Here is a 20,435-nt window from a genome sequence, read left to right as displayed (position 1 = left end):
CTACTCACCTTTTTCCTTTATCATCTGAAAGTTTTTTACATCCACCAGTCCTTTATCTGTCAGGCGTAGTTCCGGTATCACCGGCAGCGCCATAAATGACAATGTTATAAAAGGATCACAGTCCTCTGATATGCCCATTTCCCTGGCTCTCCGTACCATGGCATCCAGCCGGTTCTGTATCTCTTTTGCAGGCCGCGTACTCATGAGTCCGGCAATCGGAAGCGGAAGTCTCAGAATATCTTCCCCGCCCTGCACCAGAGCATAGCCTCCCTGCATCTCTTGTATGATCTCCACAGCTTTCATAATGTCTCTGTCATTATCTCCCGCTGCGATAATATTGTGTGAGTCATGGGCAACAGATGTAGCAACTGCTCCATTTGTGATCCCATACCCTTTCAGCGGAGCGGCCTTAATATTCCCTGTACCTCTGTGCCGCTCAAACACACACAGCTTTGAGTATGTGGAATCGGGACAAAAAAGACCATTTTTAGCAGGCACCTCTTCTTTTAGGTACCTTGTCGTGATCTGCCCGGGCACCAGCCCGATCACCGGCACTTTTCCTTCTGTGTGCAGTTTCAGCTGTTCCTCAGTAAACGGTTTCAGATTCACTGTGTGCAGCATTCCCCTGTAATTCGTTTCATGTTCCGCCCTGTGTTCCAACCACCATCCGGAAGGAAGACCCTTTTTATAGACTTCAAGAACATTCATATTCTCCAGAGAATCTAAGACTGCGATGTCTGCATCAAATCCCTTTTCCAGGCATCCGACGCTGGCAAGGCCATATGTCCGCGCCGTATTCCAGGTGCCCATGGCCACTGCTTCCTCCGGTTTCAGTCCCAGCCGGATGCTTTTCTTTATATTATAACTGATATGACCTTCGTGCTCGATTGTATCCAGATGTTTATCATCTGTACAGAAAAGAAATCCTTCCGTGTCAAGGCCCTTCTTCACGATTCCTGAAACGATCGCCTCCACATTTCTTGCCGCACTTCCTTCCCGGATGAGAATCTTCATGCCGGCTCTCCGCTTTTCTTCTGCCTCTTCAAAGGAGGTACACTCATGGTCCGTCATGACCCCAGCCTGTATATATTGATACAAATCGGTTCCTGAGAGTCCGGGAGCATGTCCATCGATCACTTTTCCCCTGCAGAGAGCGATCTTATCCATAATCTCCTTTCTTCCTGCAAGAACATCCGGATAACACATGACCTCTCCCAGGCCGAGCACTCTCGGATGTTCAATCCACGCCTCTATATCTTTAGACGTGAAATCCGCCCCATTAGTTTCAAATGGTGTAGAAGGAATGGAGGACGGGAGCATCACATAGACGGAAACCGGCAGATCCTCTGATGCATCCAGAAGATATTTCATAGCTTCATTTCCCCTGACATTGACCATCTCATGAGGATCGGCGATTACCGTCGTAGTCCCATGGGGCAGCACTGCATCTGCAAATGAAGCCGGCGATGCCATGCTGGACTCAATATGGACATGGGCGTCTATGAATCCCGGACAGAGCACCTTTCCGCTGCAGTCCACTACTCTTTCTCCGTCAAGACTGCCGATCTCTGCGATCACTCCCCCTGACACAGCCAGGTCTGCCCTGTAACTTGTCTTTGTCTTTACATCTACAATGGTTCCGTTTTTAAACACAAGGTCGTATGACATCATCCTATCCTCTTATTTGGCCTGTTCTCTCAGCATCTCTGCCTTATCCAGGCGTTCCCACGGCAGATCCAGGTCATTTCTTCCGAAATGTCCGTAGTTGGACGTCTGACGGTAGATCGGCCTTCTCAGATCCAGCATCTTGATGATACCTGCCGGTCTTAAATCAAAGTTTTTCCTGATCAGTTCCACGAGATCTTCGCTGGATATTTTTCCGGTGCCGAACGTATCCACATTGATGGAAGTCGGATGTGCAACACCGATCGCATAAGACAGCTGGATCTCACATTTGTCAGCCAGTCCGGAAGCTACGATATTCTTTGCCACATAGCGCGCAGCGTAAGCAGCCGAACGGTCTACCTTGGTACAGTCCTTGCCTGAAAAAGCTCCGCCGCCGTGCCGTGCATATCCGCCGTAGGTATCTACGATGATTTTTCTTCCCGTGAGTCCCGCGTCACCCTGCGGCCCCCCGATGACAAAACGTCCTGTCGGATTGATGAAAAATTTTGTTTGATCATCCACCATTTCTTTCGGAAGAACCTTATCAAAGATCTCTCTTTTCACATCTTCGTGAATCTGCTCCTGATCCACTTCCGGATCATGCTGTGCAGATAAGACTACAGCTTCCAGACGGAAAGGATTTCCGTTTTCATCATATTCCACACTGACCTGTGTCTTTCCGTCCGGCCTTAGATAAGGAAGAACCCCGTCTTTACGTACCTGCGTAAGTCTCTTGGACAGCTTATGAGCAAGAGAGATCGGATAGGGCATATATTCCTCCGTCTCATTTGTAGCAAATCCAAACATCATGCCCTGGTCACCTGCTCCGATGGCATCCAGTTCCTCATCGGACATATCGGATTCCTTTGCCTCCAGGGCCTTGTCCACACCAAGGGCAATATCTTTGGACTGTTCATCGATGGCCGTGATGACACCGCAGGTACTCGCGTCAAATCCATATTTGGCTCTCGTATATCCGATATCCGTCAAAGTCTGTCTTACTATTTTCTGGATATCCACATAGGCATTGGTTGTGATCTCGCCCATGACCATAACGAGTCCCGTTGTGGTACAAGTCTCACATGCTACCCTGCTCATCGGGTCTTGTTTTATCAGTTCATCTAAAATAGCATCTGAAATCTGGTCACAGACTTTGTCCGGATGTCCTTCAGTCACGGATTCTGATGTAAATAATATTTTTTCCATTATGTGCTCCTTTCGCTCTGCTGAACAGCAACTATATATATCGAAAAAGGCCCGAACTGATCGGACCTGCTTCAATCTAAAATCATAAATTCGGCATGATATTTACATTCCTGCTGCGGATGACTTCCACTTCCTTCACCTGCCCTGCGGCAACTTTAGATACGCGGATTGCCCCGCCTGGAAAATAATAACAATGCCCGCACTTTACTTCTTCCTTTTCCAGATCGATGCCCTTGAGTACTGCTTCCCCTATGGACTCTCCTTTGTATTCCTCCGGAATGTTCACATGGACCAGCTCATTTACTTTGGCAATCTTCTGGTTTGGCAGAAATACTGTCTTGTCAATGTCCTCAAAACGGTCCAGAAAATACTTTCTTATAATGAAGAGGACCGCGATTGAAAAAATACAGAGCAGATTTTCCACCGGACTGGTATGCTGCGCAATCATCTGTCTTGCAATCGCAAACATCAGCACTTCTACCAGTGTTGACGCAGTATGCTTGCAAAGCATCTTGATGAATTCCACGCAGATCACAAGATTAAATGCATTGAGTACAAACTGATAGACAGCATTGGAATCCGGATTGGATGATAAAATAGTGATCAGATCTTTGATCATCCAGATCCCGCCGCCGATAACCGCTATGGCAATCAGCGCAGATAAATAAAATTCTATCCACTTGGATATTTTAAAAACTTCATTCTTCAGGTATTGTCGCACCGGCAATTCCCCCTTTATCTATACAATACGAAGTTTAAATCTGGCGATTTCTTTCTCGCTGTTTACCAGCTGGATATCTCCGCCAAGATTTTGAATTTTCTTTTCAAAACCTTCATAGCCCCGGTAGATATATCCGATATCGCTGACCGTAGTATAACCGTCGGCCGCAAGGCCTGCAATGACCAGCGCTGCCCCTGCACGCAGATCGGGTGCTGAGACATCTGCCCCGGTAAACAATTTGACTCCGGTAATGATGGCCGTTCTGCCGTCCACCTGGATACGGGCACCCATCTTTGTCAGTTCATCTACATACCGGAAACGGTTTTCAAAAATGCTCTCTGAAACGATGCTAGTTCCATTGGACAGAGCCAGTGACACTGCCATCTGAGGCTGCATATCCGTCGGAAACCCTGGATACGGGAGAGTTTTGATCTGGGTGGAATCGAGCCTTTTTGTCGCTACAACTCTGACCGCATCGTCAAACTCATCTACCTGCGCACCGATCTCCTCCAGCTTCGCGCTGATGGCTTCCAGATGCTTTGGAATAACATTTTTGATCGTAATATCACCCTTTGTAGCCACGGCCGCAGTCATGAATGTCCCCGCCTCAATCTGGTCCGGGATAATGGAGTATTCACAATTTCCAAGCTTTTCTACGCCTTTGATCTTGATCACATCAGTGCCGGCTCCGCGTATGCTGGCTCCCATGCTGTTCAGAAAATTGGCTACATCAACTACATGCGGTTCTTTTGCCACATTTTCAATGGTTGTATTTCCCTTTGCCAAAGCCGCTGCCATCATGACGTTAATAGTCGCACCGACAGATACCACATCCATATAAATGTGACAGCCGATCAACTCATCGGCAGTCGCTGTGATCATGCCGTTTTCAATCTCAATCGTGGCTCCCAGCGCCTTAAATCCTTTAATATGCTGGTCAATCGGACGGCTTCCGATCTCACATCCGCCCGGCAGGGCTACTCTGGCCCTTTTATACTTCCCGAGAAGCGCCCCGATCAGATAATAAGAAGCCCTGATCTTCCGGATATACTCATTATCCACATCGCAGTCCACATTCATTCCGCTTCCGCTGATAACTACTTCATGTTTCCCTAATCTATTAACTGTGGCTCCAATGCCTTCCATGGCCTGGAGCAGAACATTTGTATCCCTGACATCGGGCATATTCTCAATAGTACACGTCCCGTCTGTCATAACTGCTGCTGCTAAAATGGGCAGTGCAGCATTCTTTGCACCTCCAATGACAACTTCCCCTACCAGTGGGTTTCCGCCTTTAATGATATATTGTTCCATCATACACCTCTATATAAAACTCTATTCAATCAATCGAATCATTCATTCTCTATCAATACTCTATCCATTCTTCTGAAAAATAAGCGTATCTTTTTCATACATAACCCTTGGACAGGCAATCAAAGCCTTCATAAGTCCAAAAGTTCCATGCCGCTTACTCGCATATTTATCAGTATATCACACTACATTAAGTTTTCCAACACTTTTTCTAAGGCTTCCCCGATCTTTAAATCATCGGCATCTACCGTGATGTCTGCATATTTTTCATAGAGAGGTATTCTTTCCTGGTATAAGTCACTGAGTGTCTGCCCGTTATCCAGCACCACACCCCTTGCCGCAAGGTCCCCGAGGCGTTCGGCAACCGTTTCATAATCGAGCTTCAGATAGATGACTGTACCAATATTTTTAAAATGTTCCATCGCTTTGGGGCTGTAAATGGCGCTTCCCCCCGGTGCAATCACAGAGTTTTCTGCTTCGACAGATGCGTTGACCTCCTCCTCGATCTTTTTAAATGCTTCGTTTCCTTCCTGGCTGATAATATCTCTTAAAAGCTTTCCGGTCTTCTGCTGGATCACCAGATCCGTATCGATAAACTCGGCTCCCAATGCCTTGGCGAGCAGAACTCCGATGGTGCTCTTGCCGGCCCCGGGCATCCCGATTAAAATATAGTTATTTCCTTTTTGGCTTGTCATTTCTTTTCTTCCTTTTTTTCTTCTTTACGGAGTATCCAAAACTTCCGATCTGTCTGCCCGTCTCAAAATATCCTCCATGTGAATAGATCAGAGGATTGGTCTTTTCGAGGGCAAACCGTCCGTTTTCTTCCATATAAGTATCATCTGCGAGAATGTTTACAACTCTGGCCGTAAACATATGGTGGGAGCCCAAAGGATTGATCTTTTCTACCCGGCATTCGATGTTCACGGGGCTCTCCTTGATATACGGCGCATATGAGAGTGTACCGTGTTCCCTCGTGAGTCCCGTCTCTTTAAACTTATCCAGGTCCCTTCCGGAGCGCACGCCGCAGAAGTCTGTCGCTTTGGCAAGTTCTGCCGTGGTAAGGTTGATGACAAACTCACCGCTCTTTTCAATCATATGGTAGGAATGTCTCTGGGGTCTCAGTGAAATATAGGTCATCGGCGGATTTGTACAGATCGTACCCGTCCATGCCACAGTAATGATATTGTCAGGCTCGCCCTCTGCGCCGCAGCTTACCATCACTGCCGGCAGGGGATATATCATATTGCCCGGTTTCCAGGATATCTTTGACATGCCCTTACATTTCCTTCCGTATGGCTTCCCTGAGCTGTTCCATCTCTCCGTCTTCATAGCTCAGTTCTTTCCATCCTATATTCACGGTATCATCCTCGAATCTCGGGATGATATGCATATGAAAATGGAAGACAGTCTGACCAGCCACAGTTCCATTGTTTTGTAAAATGTTCATTCCGTCGCAGCCAAGAACCGACTTTAAAGCCCTCGCAGTCATAGCTGCAAGTTCAAACAGTTCTCCGGCTGTGGCCGTATCTATATCGTAAATATTATCATAGTGTTCTTTCGGCAATATGAGTACATGCCCCTTGTTGGCCGGAGCGATATCCATGATCACCTTAAATTTTGAATTTTCATAAATGGTTGTTGACGGAATCTCTCCGCTGATTATCCTGCAAAATATACAATCCTGTTTTTTCATGATCTTCATCTCCTTTGGTAAGTATTGTATCTTATTTATAGGCCTTTTTCAAGAATCCAAAAATGAAGTGTGAAATTATTACTATAATATTCGCTTAACTAAAAAAGGTGAGTCTCTGCGACTCACCTTTTAGATTATTTAATTGTTATTGATCGGAGGCTTCTCTTCGATCCGCCCTATTTCATACATGCCATACACAACTTCTGTATTCCCTTCAATCTCTCAATCAATCCGAACTCTGAGTCTCTGCGACTCAAACATCAAACTTCTTGATCTTTCATTTCTTTTATTTCCGTTCTCTTCTATATACGTCTGATTCTTCGTATGACGTTCTACCTGTCCTGTCTCTCCGACCTGTGTATAAAATCTATACCGGACATATTTATTCTATATTCTGAAGGCTCACTGTATGAAATTTATTACTCTCTGTATATAGAATGTCTTCTATGTCTTTCGACATAATATCCAAACAATATCGCCTCCCATCAATTCTTTCTAGGTATCCGTTCCCTTGTTCCTCTTTATGTTATTATTATAAAAAATGGGTTTTATATTGTCAAGCAATTTCAACATGTATACAGTGTTTTTTGTTTTCTCATTATTTATTTCAAAAGATTCTGATAATTTAACCTCTTTTTTTAATTTATCCACAGTTTCTTCACGGTTTGGTCACAATTATCCAGTAGAATAAGAAATGTAAAGTAGTTAAACATTTTTAAATACTTTCAAATCCTACCCCTCTTGAGGATGAAAATCCTCTCCTTATTGTTTTAAAGTTACTTACAGAAAAAGAGCAGCCTGCCCGGCTGCTCTTTTTCATTTCATAATTCAGTTCTTCCCTCCAGTGCCCGAAGAAGGGTAACCTCATCAATATATTCCAAATCTCCGCCCACCGGAACTCCGCTGGCAATTTTGCTGACTTTGATGCCTGTCGGCTTCACAAGCTTGCTTATATACATTGCCGTGGTCTCTCCTTCCAGGCTTGAGTTGGTAGCAATGATCAGCTCTTTCACATCCCCCTGAAGTCTGGCCATCAATTCTTTCAGCCGGATATCTGAAGGTCCGATTCCAAGCATCGGAGATATTGCTCCGTGCAGGACATGGTAAATGCCCTCGTATTTTCCTGTTTTCTCATAGGCCATCAGATCCCTGGTACTCTCCACCACCATAATAGTACTGTGATCACGCTTGCTGCTGGAACAGATCGGACAGATGTCCTGATCCGTCAGGGTACAGCACTCTCTGCAGTAGTGGACATTTTCCTTTGCATCCAGGATGCTCTCAGACAAATGCTTCACCTGGTCAAGCGGCATATTTATAATGTGGAAAGCAAGCCTCCCGGCCGACTTGGGGCCGATTCCGGGAAGCTTCCCCAATTCTTCAATCAACTTCGTGATCTGGCTGCTGTAATAATCCATATCCGCTATCCATCCTTAGAAAGGAAATCCGCCTCCCATGCCTCCTCCGAGACCTCCGGTGATTTTCCCCATTTTGCTCTGTGAATCTTCTTCCATCTTGCGAAGCGCTTCATTGGCGGCTGCCACGATCAGGTCCTCCAGCATCTCAATATCATCCGGATCAACCACTTCCTCATCCAAACTTACGGATACCACTTCCTTTTTGCCTGAAACAACAACCTTTACAACTCCGCCTCCGGCTGTGGCTTCATATTCAGTCTCTTCTAATTGTTTTGTGGTTTCTTCCATCTGCTTCTGCATCTTCTGCGCCTGTTTCATCAAGTTGTTCATATTTCCGCCCATACCCGGAAATCCGCCTCTTTTTGCCATTTTAAATACCTCCTGAAATAAAATTCTTTTTACTCTTCTATTGTCACATCCATGTGGATACAATCCAGATTAATGGTGTCTTCGTTTTTCTCAGACTCCAGTTCACCGATCTCTATCTTTACCTGGAACCCTGATCTCTTCGCCAGTTCTGCTTCCAGTGCCTCTATCTTTTCGGGATGTCTCTGAAAGTAATCCTTCCCCATGTTCATGCTGCCTTCCGGTTTGAACATAAGTCTCAGAACTTCTGTCGATTCATCCGCAGTCAGGATTCCCTTCGAAAGGAGATTCTTTATCATCGGCGGCTGTGCAAGCTTCACCTGCTTCCAGTGCTTAATGATCTCCTTGAGTTCCTGGGCTCTGGCTTTCGGAAGCCTCTCTTCCAGTATTTGCTCCGGCGTCTTTGCCGGCTCCTCAGGCTGCTGAACGGGTTCTTCTGAGGCAGTCTCAGGTGCCAGGGAGATTCCCCGGGATTTTATCTGTTCAAGCGAATCTTCCAGCATGCGCATTCGCTCGAGCACACTGGAGAGGTCGGTCTCCATCTGCGGCCGGCACATCTTGATTAATGCCACCTCGGCCAGCACTCTTTTTGATGTGGCAAACCGGATCTGGTTCAGCAGATCCGACAGTATGCGGATATACCGGATCACAGTCTCTTCTTCCACCTGTGCTGCTTTTTTCTGCATCAGGCTAAGCTGCTCCGCAGAAACTTCCAGAGCCTCCATGGACGCATCACCTTTGCCTGCCAGCAGAAGATTTCTCAAATACCAGATGAAATCTGTGATGAACTGGGAAAGTTCTCTTCCCTGCTCCACAACCTTTCCGACGATCCCGATGACTTCCGTCACGTCATTTACAAGAATGCTGTCCAGAAGTCTTTCATATACACTGATATCTACTGTCCCTAAAACTTCAAGCACATTTTCATAGGTCAGTTTTTTCCCAAGATAAAATGCAATACATTGGTCCAAAAGACTCAGCGCATCACGCATGGAACCGTCCGCCATCCTGGCCACATATCTCAGCGCTTTTTCTTCCGCCTCCACGTGTTCTTCCAACATCAGTTCCATGAGCCGGTCAGCAATAATATCTGCTGTGATCCGGTGAAAATCATATCTCTGGCATCGGGAAAGGATCGTTATGGGTATCTTGTGTACCTCTGTAGTAGCCAGAATAAAGATCACATATTCCGGCGGCTCTTCCAAAGTCTTTAACAGGGCATTAAATGCCCCCATGGAAAGCATATGCACCTCGTCGATAATAAACACTTTATATTTTCCTGAAGCCGGAGAATACTGCACCTGTTCTTTGATATCGCGGATATTGTCAACACCGTTGTTTGACGCCGCGTCAATCTCCATCACATTCATAGAACTGCCTTCCTGGATTTCCCTGCAGCTTTCGCAGACCCCGCACGGATTTCCGTCCTCCGGGTGCTCACAGTTTACTGCTTTTGCAAGCAGCTTTGCAACCGACGTCTTTCCGGTCCCCCTGGTTCCGCAGAACAGATAGGCATGGCCGATACGCCCGGCTTCCAGCTGGTTCTTCAGCGTCGTGACGATATGATCCTGCCCCTTGACCTCATCAAAGGCCGACGGCCGGAACTTTCGGTATAAAGCCATATATGACATATTCTTTCCTCCTGCATCATTTCCTTATTGTATCATAACCTCTGAAAATGGAAAAGGAAAAAAATCGTCGAACTTTTGCCCCTGTTTACCGTTGCCTTTTACACGATCTCCCATATAAACTTATAGTTGCCGATGTATAAAATTTGTAATAGAAAGAAGCGTGAATATGAAGAATCAAAATGAATTGACAACATTTTCTCATGAATTAAAAAACTCTCTGACTTTAATTTACAGCCAGCTTCAGTACATAGAGCAGACACACCCGGAGCTCTTAAAGGACATTTACTGGTCCGGAATGAAAGCTGATTTTTCCTCTGTCTTTGACATGGTCCGCCAAATGCTCTCCCCTGTATCCGATGCCTCAGCCGCACTGGAGCCCGTGGACTTAAAAGCCCTCCTGGAAGAGATCAGGTGTTCATGGAATTCCAGGCTAAACGAGTGTAAAATCCGCTTTTCTGTCCAGACAGAGGATTTCTCCCCCTATTATGTCAAGGGCGCCAAGACTAAATTCCTTCAAATCTTCAACAACTTAATCTCTAATGGTGTCAACGCAATCAGCAGAAAAAAAGAGGCCTCAAGAGAGCCTCTGATTTCTGTCCATTTAAGCCGGGAAGGCGATTATATTGTCTGCAGTCTTTCTGACACCGGAATCGGCATGACAAAAGAACAGCAGTCCCGCGCCTTTTACCGCGGCGTCTCTTTTGTGCCCAAAGGAAACGGCATTGGCCTATCCGTAGTCAGTGAGATTGCCAGGGAATTGGACATCTCTATCCATATGGATTCGGCCTTAAATCAGGGCACCACCTTCACCCTTATTTTCCCCTGTCTCGCCGATACAGCAAGATAGCCAAAAGGAATCCCCCGATGCAGCCCCCAATATGGGCTGCATTGTCAACTCCCATGGTAGACAAGCCGTGATACAGGCTTCCCGCGATCATAAGTGCGACTCCTCCTCCGTAAAATTCTTTTTGATAACCCCGGTTTTTGATCAAGATCCAAAGCATCGCACCAATGAGTCCGAAAATAGCTCCCGATGCCCCGACAGATGCCACCATTTCTCCCATATTCATATAGTATACAGCGGAGGCGATGCTTCCGCATAACCCGGCTCCCATGTATAAAACCACATATCTGGCCCTGCCGAAGCTCCGTTCCAGTCTGCTTCCAATCAAAACAAAGACGATCATATTGTTAAACAGATGATCAAATCCATTGTGCAGAAAGTTGCTGGTAACCAAACGGTAAAGCTCCCCCTGTTTGAATGCATGCATCCATGTAAGCGCTCCCCAATTAAGGATCTCTGTGCTGGCCGCGGACCACAGATACATGAAAATATTGATCATCAATATAACAGCCGTAGCCCGGTAATCTTTCAGTTTTCTGAAACGGAACTCCTCTGACGGAGCCGATAACCGGCCCTTGCTGTCTGAAGCTGAAAGTATCATGCAGACAGGATCATATAATTCTTCAAAAGACCTGTCAGGGTCCGTCCATATGGATCCGCCCTGTTCTGAAAGAATCAATACAAGAATCGATGCCTTCGGCCCAATATACTGCTTCAGTTCCTCATTCAATGAGCCCGTTTCCTCTGCAGTATAAAGGCTTCCGTCCGGTTTATGCTCGTAAGCAATAAACACTCCTTTTTTTCTACTAAGCTCTTCTTTTACATAACATGGGCCCAAAGGAGTCATTTCTTTTTGATATCCTCTGATATTTAGCAAGTTTAATATTCTCTGATACATGACATTTCCTCCAATAGAAGCCTTTTCAACTTTATTGGAATTATATCATAAATTCAAATTGTTCTGTACCTGCTTTTATCACATCTCCGCTCTTTAGTTCCGTTTCCTTCCACACTCTTTCACCATTCAAAAATGTTCCGTTTCTCGATCCCAGATCCCTGAGTATGTATCCCCCATTCTCTGTCAATATCTGAAAGTGCCTCCGGCTTACTCCGGGCTGGGGCAGATAGAGATCAACTGCTTCTTCCTGCCTCCCTGCAGTGAACTCAGGGCTGTTTAATTCTATTTCCGTATGTTCCTCTCCCGAAGGCTTTAAAACAGGTCCTTTATCCCGGACTAAAAGCACGGTTTCATCACACATCATCACGGTCTCATCCGCAGGCTGTTTCTCATCTTCTTTCGGCTTCACTCTGATTTTTCTGCTGTTTTTTACTTCTGCCCACAGGCATCCTGTGTTTAGCATAATCAGAAACCCTCCGATCACAATCCCTCTGAGATTCGGATAGGTCATTCCCTCATTCCATGCTCTGACCGCAAAATATGCGGCAGAGAAAAGAAGCGGAATATACAGCATGGCAGAACAGACCTGCATCCTGCCTCTTTTATCTTTCTTGCTCTCAAAAGGTTCATCTTTTATGAATTCTTCTGTTCCCGGAAACTCCTTTGCCCGCTCAATCAATACCGGTTCAGGATTCATAAATTGTTTCAGCCCTTCCAGGGAGACTGGGGATTTTCTCAGCCTGTTATGCAGTTCGTAAAAAAAAGTGACCTGGCTCCGGCTTCCATAATCCAGCTGATCAATACAGGACTGTACAAACTCCATGAGCTGCTCTGTGATGTCTGATCCGTTTCCCGGCACATAGCAGAGAGCCGGCTTCCCGCCGAAAACATACACATGCCTCGGTGTCAGAATAAATTGATCCGGATTCAGCAGGTGATCCTCCGCTTCTTCTATCGTCGTGATCAGATCCATAAAAAATTTTCCCGCATCCAGCTTTCCAATCTGGTCAATATATAAATCAGATGAAACAAGATGAAAATAATATGCCTCTTCATTTTCCGTCCTCCGAAGTTCACAGGGAAGGATCCCCGCGATCATATTTGACAGAAGGACCTGCTCTTCATAAACTTCCCCGCCTGTTTTAGGCACAACATAGTAATGATCAAACCCTTCCCGGACCCACTGTTCATTCAATCAAGCTCCACCTCCTGATCTTTTCTGTCTCTTTTGGAAGCATAAATTCCTGCTGTTCCGTAATCTTAAACAGTCGCAGCCCAAAGAATTCCACACTTCCCGCCACCGGCACTCCAATTTCAGCCTGTACTTTGATCTTTCTCTTTTCCTTTGTCTCAGATACGCTGAATGAACTGATCCGCCCCATCATAATCTTTCTTTCCAGATCCCGCCTCAAATCTGTTCCATATTTTTGCTTCTCCGAATACAATCCTGCTTCTTTTACAGTACCAGATACAATACCCAGATCCATAATATAAAAGAAAAACGAAAACAGAAGAACAAGTAAAAAACAGATAACAGGTACGATAAGGCTCGCCTCTAATGTTATATATCCATCTATTTCCCGCATCTTTCGCATGGCTTCATCCCCTCTGCCTCACTTTTCTTTTTCTTACTGACTGTTCTTTTTAAGCCGCTGCATCCTAAGTCCGTGTGATAAGCGTCTCCCTCTTTCGCAATAAATAAAATGGATATATCCCCTTTATGGTATTTTGTGCAGCGTTCACATTCCCGGTATCTGGTCTTTCCGTCTCTGTACTTCTGCACATCCGAATCAGAAACAATGGACAGTGAAAGATGCGTACAGTTTATGTCTTTGTGGTATACACTCTCATAAGGCGTTATATATACTTCCCCGCTGCCAGCTCCTCTCTGTCCCTCAGCATATCCGGTCATAGCTTTTTGTCTGATCTTCTGCTCATAGTCTCCTGTAAACGGCGGAAGAAAAGGAAGACGATACACAATTCGGTAGCGCGCCCTGATCTCATAGATTTCGCGGTCTTCCTGAAACCGCGAGTCTGTAAACAAAATACCCTGTGCACCTCCCGCAAGTGAGGAGCTATTCAGCCTTTTTTGATCCACAGCAGTCAGAAACTTCTGTTTCAGCAGCACGGTCCTCATTGAAGAGATGTTCTTTTTGGCCAGCATATACTCATATACCGCTTCCTCCTTTGCAGCCTCTGTAACTCCGTGATATACCTGACCGTGAATCCACAGGTTTTCCCCGACCGAGGCCAGCGCCAGGAATAAAAATACAAAAACCGGGATCAGAAGGCTGGCTTCCAGCGTCATGCTCCCACCGGAGGAGGAGAGCAGAGATGTCCCTTTGGATCGTCTGTATTCAATTGATATTTTTAAATTGTTGGCTGTTGGCTTGGAGAAATGTTTTCTTTTACAATCCAAGAACATCTCTGCTCCCCTCCTCCCGTTTAGACATTAATATTGTGATATTTCTTTCATTGGCCATTGATACCGTCCCATGACCGGAAGATTGATTCCCCCGAATCTGAACGGATTCAGACTCATGTTTGTCTCTGCTTCAAAGGAAACGTAACAATCCTTCAGAGAGAACCCGGGGACTTTCCTCTTTATATTGTCCTCGATCACATCCATCATCCGCAGATATTTTTCCTGTTTTTCAGTCTGGAGGAATAATAATACCTGAAGATAATCTTTATAAGACAGTCCTTTCTTTACAGACTTTCTTCTGCCGGTAAGTGAGGAAAGACCCGCAAATTCCATCTGCCATGTGTCTTTGGATTTCCACAGAGGCACCTGTTTTCCTTCCGAAAGATTCCTCAGATCAAGAATTGATTCTCCATAGGCCAGCGCTGCCAGAAGCAGATGCTTTGCCAGCTTGACAACAGGTACGAGCCCGGTAATTCCGAGGATCGAGACCGCAAGTGCCTCTGCCTGCCCCTGTTTTACAGTATCTCCCTGAACATAGATCAAGTTTGGCAGGAATCTCATCAAGAGAATCTTAGAAAACACCGAACCAAGATTTTCTTTTTCCGACTCCTTTCCGGCAATCAGATATTCTGTTTCATACTGCAGGCCCTTCTTCTTTTCTTTTGATGTATAGTTCCTGAAATATTTTACCCCGTAGGCTGTCCCCATAAGTTCTGTTTTTATCCCCGGTGAAGATGCATACTGTCCCCGGCCTTTTAATGACTGACTTACTGATTCCGCCTGATAGAAATCAGGATTCTTTTCCTTCTTCGTGTCCCTGTGTCCGTAGACGATCGGTACATTTTGTTCGGATACTTCCGCCTCTTTTCCCAGTACAACAGTCACCATGCCCTCCCGCAAAATCTTGACCAGCCCTTTCCTCGGATCTTTTGATCTCACCGGCGTTTTTGTTTCCGTCTTTTTTCCTGTCTCCTCCGCTTCTTCCTCCTCTTTGGCTTCTCTGTCTGCCTCATTGATGACTTCTCTTGCCCGGGAGGCATCGTCTTCTTTCGGCATCTTAAACACGTTATCCGTCAACAGCCTGATGCCGTCTTTCCCAAGGTCGTATTTCATGAATTCTGCGATCTGTTCTCTCAGGATCTCACCTCTTCTGTCTGCCAGCGAAACTTTATGAGAGGTTCTCACAGAGCCAGGATAAAAAGAAAACGGATCCCTGCTCTCTGTCAGATTGTATTTCAATGCCTCCGCAAGTTTCTCGTCCAGCTGTTTTCCATACCGCACATCCAATCCGAACAGATGATATTGCTGCTCCAGCTCTTTTTGATAATTTCCTCTGGCACCTGCGAGGGCCGCCATGTAAGCTCCCTGGGCCTTCCCTTTTCCCAGATAGAGATAAGCTCCTTCCAGACACATGCTAAGCAGCAGTAAAACTACGAGAAACATAAGACTTGCATATACAGTCACACTCCCCCTCGTATTTGTTTTCATTGAACCTGACCCGTCTTGGATGTGATCGTTTTGAAAATGTTCTGTACCACTTTCTTGATCTGAGTTTGAAAAATAATGACAAGCCCTATGAGAACGACGATGATCAAAATCACTTCTACCACACCCATTCCTCTTTCATCTTTCATAAACTCCTTCATAGCAAACTCTCCTTTCTACGAAAATGATAAAAATGCAGGCACCATCAGCAGGGTGAGAATAACGATCAGCATAAGGATCATCGGCATCAGCAGCTTAGTGCTGGCCTCCTCCCCTTTTCGCCGGGCCGTTTCCTTCCGCTCTGAAAACGCCGCTGTCTCTTCCTCCTCAAGTCTGCTTAAAAGATCCCTTGTTCCTCTGAGCAGACTCTGGGAAAGCAGGACCGACAGCTTTTTATAGCATGGCAGCTGAATGCTGCTTCCAAGTTCACTGAGAGCCTGCGTCTGGGACATCCCGAGAGCGATCTTTCTATCTGCCTCCTGAAACTGCCGGTAAACAAACTTGGGGTGATCCCCGTCATAAGAAGATCCGATGGAATGGACTGCTCCCTGAACCGTCATTCCGGCTCCCAGGAGCAAAACAAACCGGCTGATAATCATAGGATACTCCTCCATCGTCTCTTTCATTGAATTAGCCTTCTTCTGCTTCTGTCTTTCTTCCTCTGTGTACCACAGGAGCCCGAGACAGAGGATACCCATTGCAGCCAGTATCGGGAGACGGCTTTTCCCCTTGTCCGCCTCTGTAATCTCACTGCCGTTTATACTTGACGGAATACGAAATGTTTCTTTCCCTGCATTTTCTTTTTCAATTTGTTCTAATTCCTTTTTAATTCCGGCAATTTTTGATCCCTTTTTGCCGGCCTGTCCGGGAACCAGGCGGACCGGTGTCATGATTATTTCTCTGCGCTCTCCGTATGAGAGAGACGCTCTCACTTTTATGATCACAGGATTTTTTAAATCTCCGTTAAATACATTGCCTGCCTCATCGACCAGACTCAGATCCCCTGTATCCCAGCTGACTTTTATCTGAGTTCCCGGAATCTGCCCCGGGAAATCAAGCGGGCTTTTCACTTCATTTAAAGACGGATTGTCACCTTTCATATGTTTTTCCAGATAGCTTTTTGCCTTCTGAAAGGCTTCCCTTTCTTCTTTTTTGGTATATGCCTTCGGATGAATGGTCAGATCATAGGACTCTTTTTCTTTGCCTGTATCAATATTTAGTTCCTGGTTCAGTTCTTCTCCGTCTTTATCCCTGTGGATGACAATATCTTTTCTTCCCAGCCATTCTGCTCCTGCCGCTAAAAAGATGACCCCAACAAATATAAAGGCTGCAAGAAATACCCTCCTCCACTGTTCGAAAAGTGAACGCCAAACCTCTTTCTCCTGTTCCTCCCTGCTGCCGCAGAAGTAGCTGCGGATGCACTCCCTCCTGTTCCTGACAGCTGTTTCCGGCAGATGACGGACCCATTTTTCTATCAATGTTACACCTCGATTTCCACAATCCTTTTTGCCCACATTCCTGCAGTGACTAAAACAATCAGACAAACCGTCGACAATATCACGCCTCCCGGCGAGTCATACAGAACCTGAAAATATCCCGGGTTCATGAGACGCACATACAAAAGGACAAAAAACGGCATCACAGACATGATTTTCTGTTCCATCCTTTTGGAAGACACCATCGTAAGGATTTCTTCTTTCACCTGTATCTTCTGGTTCATATGCTCCACCGACTTTTTAATGATCTGGATCAGATTCCCTCCGTTTCTCTTAATTATCCACAGCACCTGTGCAAACTGCACTGCTTCATCCACACCAAGCCTTAAAGCCATCTTGTCCATCAACACTTCGATAGGCTGATTCACCTCCAGTCCCGCGCACACCAGAGAGAGTTCCTGTTCCAGCACACTTTTCTTATCTCCATTGACTGTTTTCAAATCATCTCTTGCGGCCCTCACAGCGTTTTCCAGGGAGTATCCCGCGCTCAGACTGTTATAGACGGAGAGCAGCATCTCTTTGAATTCCAGCCTGGCCTGTCTGATCCGCAGCTTTCTCTCCTCTCTGGCCTGGTACAGCATATATGGGAAGCAAAACACGGCATAGAGGAGCCCGAGCCAGATCCGGTCATAAAAGAGATAGCATACTATAAAAAACAAAATCATTCCCTGTGCCGCTTTGAACGCAGCCTTTCGTATATCAAACACTTCAAGGATGTTTACCTCCTTGATTCTGCTGAGATAATAGTTCTTTATAAGCCTCATACTGACCATACTCCCTAAGTTTTTTCGTATTGTTAAGTGATCCGGCAAAACAGAGCCCTTTTTCCTGATCATACGTAAACAGTTTTGCAAGCTTCACCTGACCGTTGTGAATTCCAAGAATCTCATCGATCTCCATCAGCTTTCTGCTGCCGTCTCTGACTCTGCCGAGATGAATGATAATATCAATTGCAGATGCGATCTGTCCCCTTATGGCTGAGACCGGCATATCTACTCCCATGAGAACCATTGTTTCCAGGCGCCTGAGCATATCTTCCGGGCCGTTTGAGTGTCCCGTCGAAATGGAGCCGTCATGTCCAGTGTTCATGGCATTCAGCATCGACAAAGCTTCCTCACCGCGCACTTCCCCCACGATGATCCGGTCGGGTCTTGACCTGAGCGCTGCCTTAATCAGCTGTGCAATCGTAATCTGGTTCTCCCCGGCAATATTAGCATTTCTCATCTCCAGACGAACCAGGTTTTCAATACCATTGAGTTTAAGTTCGGCCGAGTCCTCTATCGTGATGATCCGTTCATCTTTTGGAATACAGTTTGACATTCCGTTCAGCAATGTTGTCTTTCCGCTTCCGGTGCCTCCTGAAATAAAAATGTTATATCTGGCCTTCACAAGTATCTCAAGAAACTGCTCCGTAAAATGCGTAAAGGCTCCTTTTCCCCTCAGCCATTCCATCGTCATAGGTTCCCCCGCAAACTTTCTGATCGTCATAGCGGCACCGTTTAAGGAGACCGGCGGCAGCATTACATTCACCCTTGAACCGTCGGGGAGCCTGGCATCCACTATGGGATTCGTCTCATTGACGATACGGTTGGCCCCTGCCACAATCTGCTGGATCACCTGATACAGCTTCTCTTCGGAAGAAAACTTCTTATGACATCTCCTGAGCTTTCCGCCGATCTCAACAAATACATTTTCATATCCGTTGATCATGATCTCCGTGATCGAAGTATCGTCCAGCAGCTCCTGGAGAATATCAAGTCTGCGCAGAGAGTTATAAACCTCTTTCAGCAGTTCGAACTTGTACTTCAGCGGCAGATACCCTTCTTCCGACATCCGCTGCAGTTCTTCTTCTATCAGTTCCAGGAGCTGTCTGTCGCTTATATCGCAGATGAGGTCAGCCCTCTGAAGAACTCTTTCTTTTAATATTTCTCTGCAGGACATCTCGTCCTGTCTGCTCGGTTCTGTGTCTTTGATAAATATACCTCCTTCCAGTGCAGTGTTGAAAGTACAGGGTGCTGTTTTGAAAGCTCTTTAAACCCCAAAAACCGGGAATCCTCTATATCTTCTTCCCAAACAGGAAGATACAGACAGTCACACAATGAGAACAGTTCAAAATCATAAATACAGGCGGTACTCATATCTAATACGGCGGATATGCCCGCTTCCCCCAGCTGCTGAAAAAACCATCGGTAATCTTCCCCGGACATGTCCTTATAGTCCAGAAAACATCGGGCAGAGTCTATCCTTTGGACTCCGTCAGTGCCGGCGGTCAGACTGTATGCATAATCAATGATGCCCTCTCTCCTGGCCTTTACCGCAAACAAAAGGTCCTCCATGCTCCTGTTATAAACGGCATAACCAAAGGACTCCATGCCTAAAAACAATGCATTGAGTTTTTCCGCGGTCTCAAGTGCAAATCCGGTCCGCTTCAGATTATCGGAAGGAGAGTAGACACCCGTGACACCGCCTGAACTCAGACCTTTCGGCCTGAAAGCTGCATAGGCCTCCTTCACGATCTCCTTTGCACTTCCATACCGGCATGCCTCCTGTGTGGAATCTTTCTTTAAGTAATAAACCGGTACTTTACTATCGATCTGTGTTCCCTCCTCAAGAATTAAACCTTTCACATCCTGACTGCCGGTAAATTCTGTGAGTGCTTCTAAAGAAGCAAACGCCGCCGCTGTGAGAGGATACTCTTTCTGCCGGTTGATATACTCCATCAGCCGTTTTCCATAAACAGCGTCTTCATCATAGATGCCGATAAAAATATGGCTCATAGGCACTCCTTCCATGCACACAGCATCAGATACCCGATCATCACTGCCGCGGTAAAATGAATTTGATTTTTCTCTTTCTGAGGGGAATAAGATGGATACGTCATAAACTTTCTTTCATGGATACAGCGGAGCAGATAGAAATAGAAACAGACAAGACGCGGAATCAGACTTCTGTCAGATAACATCTGAAACAGAGAAAGAACACCTCCGGCTGCAAATGATACCGCCACAAGATATATGTTTAATCCGCCGAGGAACAGTCCTGTGACAGCAAAGAGCTTGATATCTCCCGCACCAAGGACACCCATGCAAAACAGCGGATATAAAAAAACAGCAGGGCACAGACACCCCAGCAGGACTTCCTGTATGCCATAGCCGCGAAACGGCAGGAGCAAAGCTCCAAGAATCAGTCCAAACAAAATAAAATAATTCGGTATCCGGAATGTGGTGAAATCCCATATCACCGCGGCTGTGAGATAAAATAATAATACCATAGGCC

22 protein-coding genes are annotated in these 20,435 nt (G+C 45.9%); 1 reads left to right on the top strand and 21 read right to left on the bottom strand.

The window, feature by feature from the left end; all coding sequences use genetic code 11:
* The 10 genes from ade to dnaX form a co-directional block, all read right to left on the bottom strand.
* A complete protein-coding gene (gene ade / locus QGT46_RS12270; protein WP_330607072.1) occupies positions 1-1,671 on the bottom strand; it encodes an adenine deaminase in 1,671 nt (556 codons plus the stop codon).
* 9 nt (positions 1,672-1,680) lie between these two features.
* Entirely contained in the window at positions 1,681-2,871 is a 1,191-nt protein-coding gene (gene metK / locus QGT46_RS12265; protein ID WP_148459918.1) for a methionine adenosyltransferase, read from the bottom strand.
* A gap of 82 nt (positions 2,872-2,953) precedes the next feature.
* Positions 2,954-3,592, bottom strand: coding sequence for a phosphate-starvation-inducible PsiE family protein (locus tag QGT46_RS12260; protein ID WP_024729254.1), 639 nt, complete (start codon positions 3,590-3,592; stop codon positions 2,954-2,956).
* Between the two features lie 18 nt (positions 3,593-3,610).
* Positions 3,611-4,906 carry a UDP-N-acetylglucosamine 1-carboxyvinyltransferase gene (locus QGT46_RS12255; RefSeq protein WP_024729253.1) on the bottom strand — a complete coding sequence of 432 codons (1,296 nt, stop codon included), beginning with the start codon at positions 4,904-4,906 and terminating at the stop codon, positions 3,611-3,613.
* Between the two features lie 182 nt (positions 4,907-5,088).
* A complete protein-coding gene (locus QGT46_RS12250) occupies positions 5,089-5,598 on the bottom strand; it encodes a shikimate kinase (protein ID WP_148459917.1) in 510 nt (169 codons plus the stop codon).
* Positions 5,576-6,175 carry a flavin reductase family protein gene (locus QGT46_RS12245; RefSeq protein WP_024729251.1) on the bottom strand — a complete coding sequence of 200 codons (600 nt, stop codon included), beginning with the start codon at positions 6,173-6,175 and terminating at the stop codon, positions 5,576-5,578. The genes QGT46_RS12250 and QGT46_RS12245 overlap by 23 nt, the downstream gene beginning before the upstream one ends.
* 4 nt (positions 6,176-6,179) lie before the next feature.
* Positions 6,180-6,596 carry an HIT family protein gene (locus tag QGT46_RS12240; RefSeq protein WP_024729250.1) on the bottom strand — a complete coding sequence of 139 codons (417 nt, stop codon included), beginning with the start codon at positions 6,594-6,596 and terminating at the stop codon, positions 6,180-6,182.
* Between the two features lie 821 nt (positions 6,597-7,417).
* The gene (gene recR, locus QGT46_RS12235; protein ID WP_024729249.1) at positions 7,418-8,014 is read right to left on the bottom strand and encodes a recombination mediator RecR; all 597 of its coding nucleotides are present in this window, start codon (positions 8,012-8,014) and stop codon (positions 7,418-7,420) included.
* 15 nt (positions 8,015-8,029) lie between these two features.
* A complete protein-coding gene (locus tag QGT46_RS12230) occupies positions 8,030-8,383 on the bottom strand; it encodes a YbaB/EbfC family nucleoid-associated protein (protein ID WP_024729248.1) in 354 nt (117 codons plus the stop codon).
* A 29-nt stretch (positions 8,384-8,412) separates the two neighbouring features.
* Positions 8,413-10,011, bottom strand: coding sequence for a DNA polymerase III subunit gamma/tau (gene dnaX / locus QGT46_RS12225; RefSeq protein WP_024729247.1), 1,599 nt, complete (start codon positions 10,009-10,011; stop codon positions 8,413-8,415).
* A 166-nt stretch (positions 10,012-10,177) separates the two neighbouring features.
* On the opposite strand from dnaX, the gene QGT46_RS12220 reads away from it, so the two are divergent.
* Positions 10,178-10,858, top strand: a complete 681-nt coding sequence (locus tag QGT46_RS12220; protein WP_024729246.1) for a sensor histidine kinase — start codon at positions 10,178-10,180, stop codon at positions 10,856-10,858.
* On the opposite strand, the gene QGT46_RS12215 is transcribed toward QGT46_RS12220, so the two are convergent.
* From QGT46_RS12215 to QGT46_RS12165, 11 genes are read right to left on the bottom strand one after another with little or no spacing between them, the layout of a single operon-like run.
* A complete protein-coding gene (locus tag QGT46_RS12215) occupies positions 10,824-11,753 on the bottom strand; it encodes a rhomboid family intramembrane serine protease (protein ID WP_148459916.1) in 930 nt (309 codons plus the stop codon). The two genes, QGT46_RS12220 and QGT46_RS12215, sit on opposite strands and share 35 nt — an antisense overlap.
* Before the next feature lie 40 nt (positions 11,754-11,793).
* The gene (locus tag QGT46_RS12210; protein WP_148459915.1) at positions 11,794-12,948 is read right to left on the bottom strand and encodes a DUF6382 domain-containing protein; all 1,155 of its coding nucleotides are present in this window, start codon (positions 12,946-12,948) and stop codon (positions 11,794-11,796) included.
* Positions 12,941-13,348, bottom strand: coding sequence for a hypothetical protein (locus tag QGT46_RS12205; protein ID WP_148459914.1), 408 nt, complete (start codon positions 13,346-13,348; stop codon positions 12,941-12,943). The genes QGT46_RS12210 and QGT46_RS12205 overlap by 8 nt, the downstream gene beginning before the upstream one ends.
* A complete protein-coding gene (locus QGT46_RS12200) occupies positions 13,327-14,178 on the bottom strand; it encodes a pilus assembly protein TadE (protein ID WP_024729242.1) in 852 nt (283 codons plus the stop codon). Before QGT46_RS12200 ends, QGT46_RS12205 begins: the two co-directional genes overlap by 22 nt.
* Before the next feature lie 27 nt (positions 14,179-14,205).
* On the bottom strand, positions 14,206-15,642 hold the full coding sequence (locus QGT46_RS12195; protein ID WP_301591025.1) for a DUF5702 domain-containing protein: 1,437 nt from the start codon (positions 15,640-15,642) through the stop codon (positions 14,206-14,208).
* 20 nt (positions 15,643-15,662) lie between these two features.
* Entirely contained in the window at positions 15,663-15,824 is a 162-nt protein-coding gene (locus QGT46_RS12190; protein WP_081723925.1) for a Flp1 family type IVb pilin, read from the bottom strand.
* A gap of 15 nt (positions 15,825-15,839) precedes the next feature.
* Positions 15,840-17,141 carry a type II secretion system F family protein gene (locus QGT46_RS12185; RefSeq protein WP_301591022.1) on the bottom strand — a complete coding sequence of 434 codons (1,302 nt, stop codon included), beginning with the start codon at positions 17,139-17,141 and terminating at the stop codon, positions 15,840-15,842.
* A gap of 2 nt (positions 17,142-17,143) precedes the next feature.
* Positions 17,144-17,866, bottom strand: coding sequence for a type II secretion system F family protein (locus QGT46_RS12180; RefSeq protein ID WP_270432903.1), 723 nt, complete (start codon positions 17,864-17,866; stop codon positions 17,144-17,146).
* Position 17,867: 1 nt separating this feature from the next.
* Positions 17,868-19,100: a CpaF family protein gene (locus QGT46_RS12175; protein ID WP_024729238.1), complete on the bottom strand. Its 1,233-nt coding sequence runs from the start codon at positions 19,098-19,100 to the stop codon at positions 17,868-17,870.
* Positions 19,079-19,936 carry a hypothetical protein gene (locus QGT46_RS12170; RefSeq protein WP_024729237.1) on the bottom strand — a complete coding sequence of 286 codons (858 nt, stop codon included), beginning with the start codon at positions 19,934-19,936 and terminating at the stop codon, positions 19,079-19,081. Before QGT46_RS12170 ends, QGT46_RS12175 begins: the two co-directional genes overlap by 22 nt.
* The gene (locus QGT46_RS12165; RefSeq protein ID WP_148459911.1) at positions 19,933-20,430 is read right to left on the bottom strand and encodes an A24 family peptidase; all 498 of its coding nucleotides are present in this window, start codon (positions 20,428-20,430) and stop codon (positions 19,933-19,935) included. Before QGT46_RS12165 ends, QGT46_RS12170 begins: the two co-directional genes overlap by 4 nt.
* Between the last annotated feature and the right edge of the window lie 5 nt (positions 20,431-20,435).

The sequence above is a fragment of the Anaerostipes faecis genome (assembly GCF_910574135.1).
GTDB lineage: Bacteria > Bacillota > Clostridia > Lachnospirales > Lachnospiraceae > Anaerostipes > Anaerostipes hominis.
This window is presented reverse-complemented; position numbering and strand designations above follow the sequence as displayed.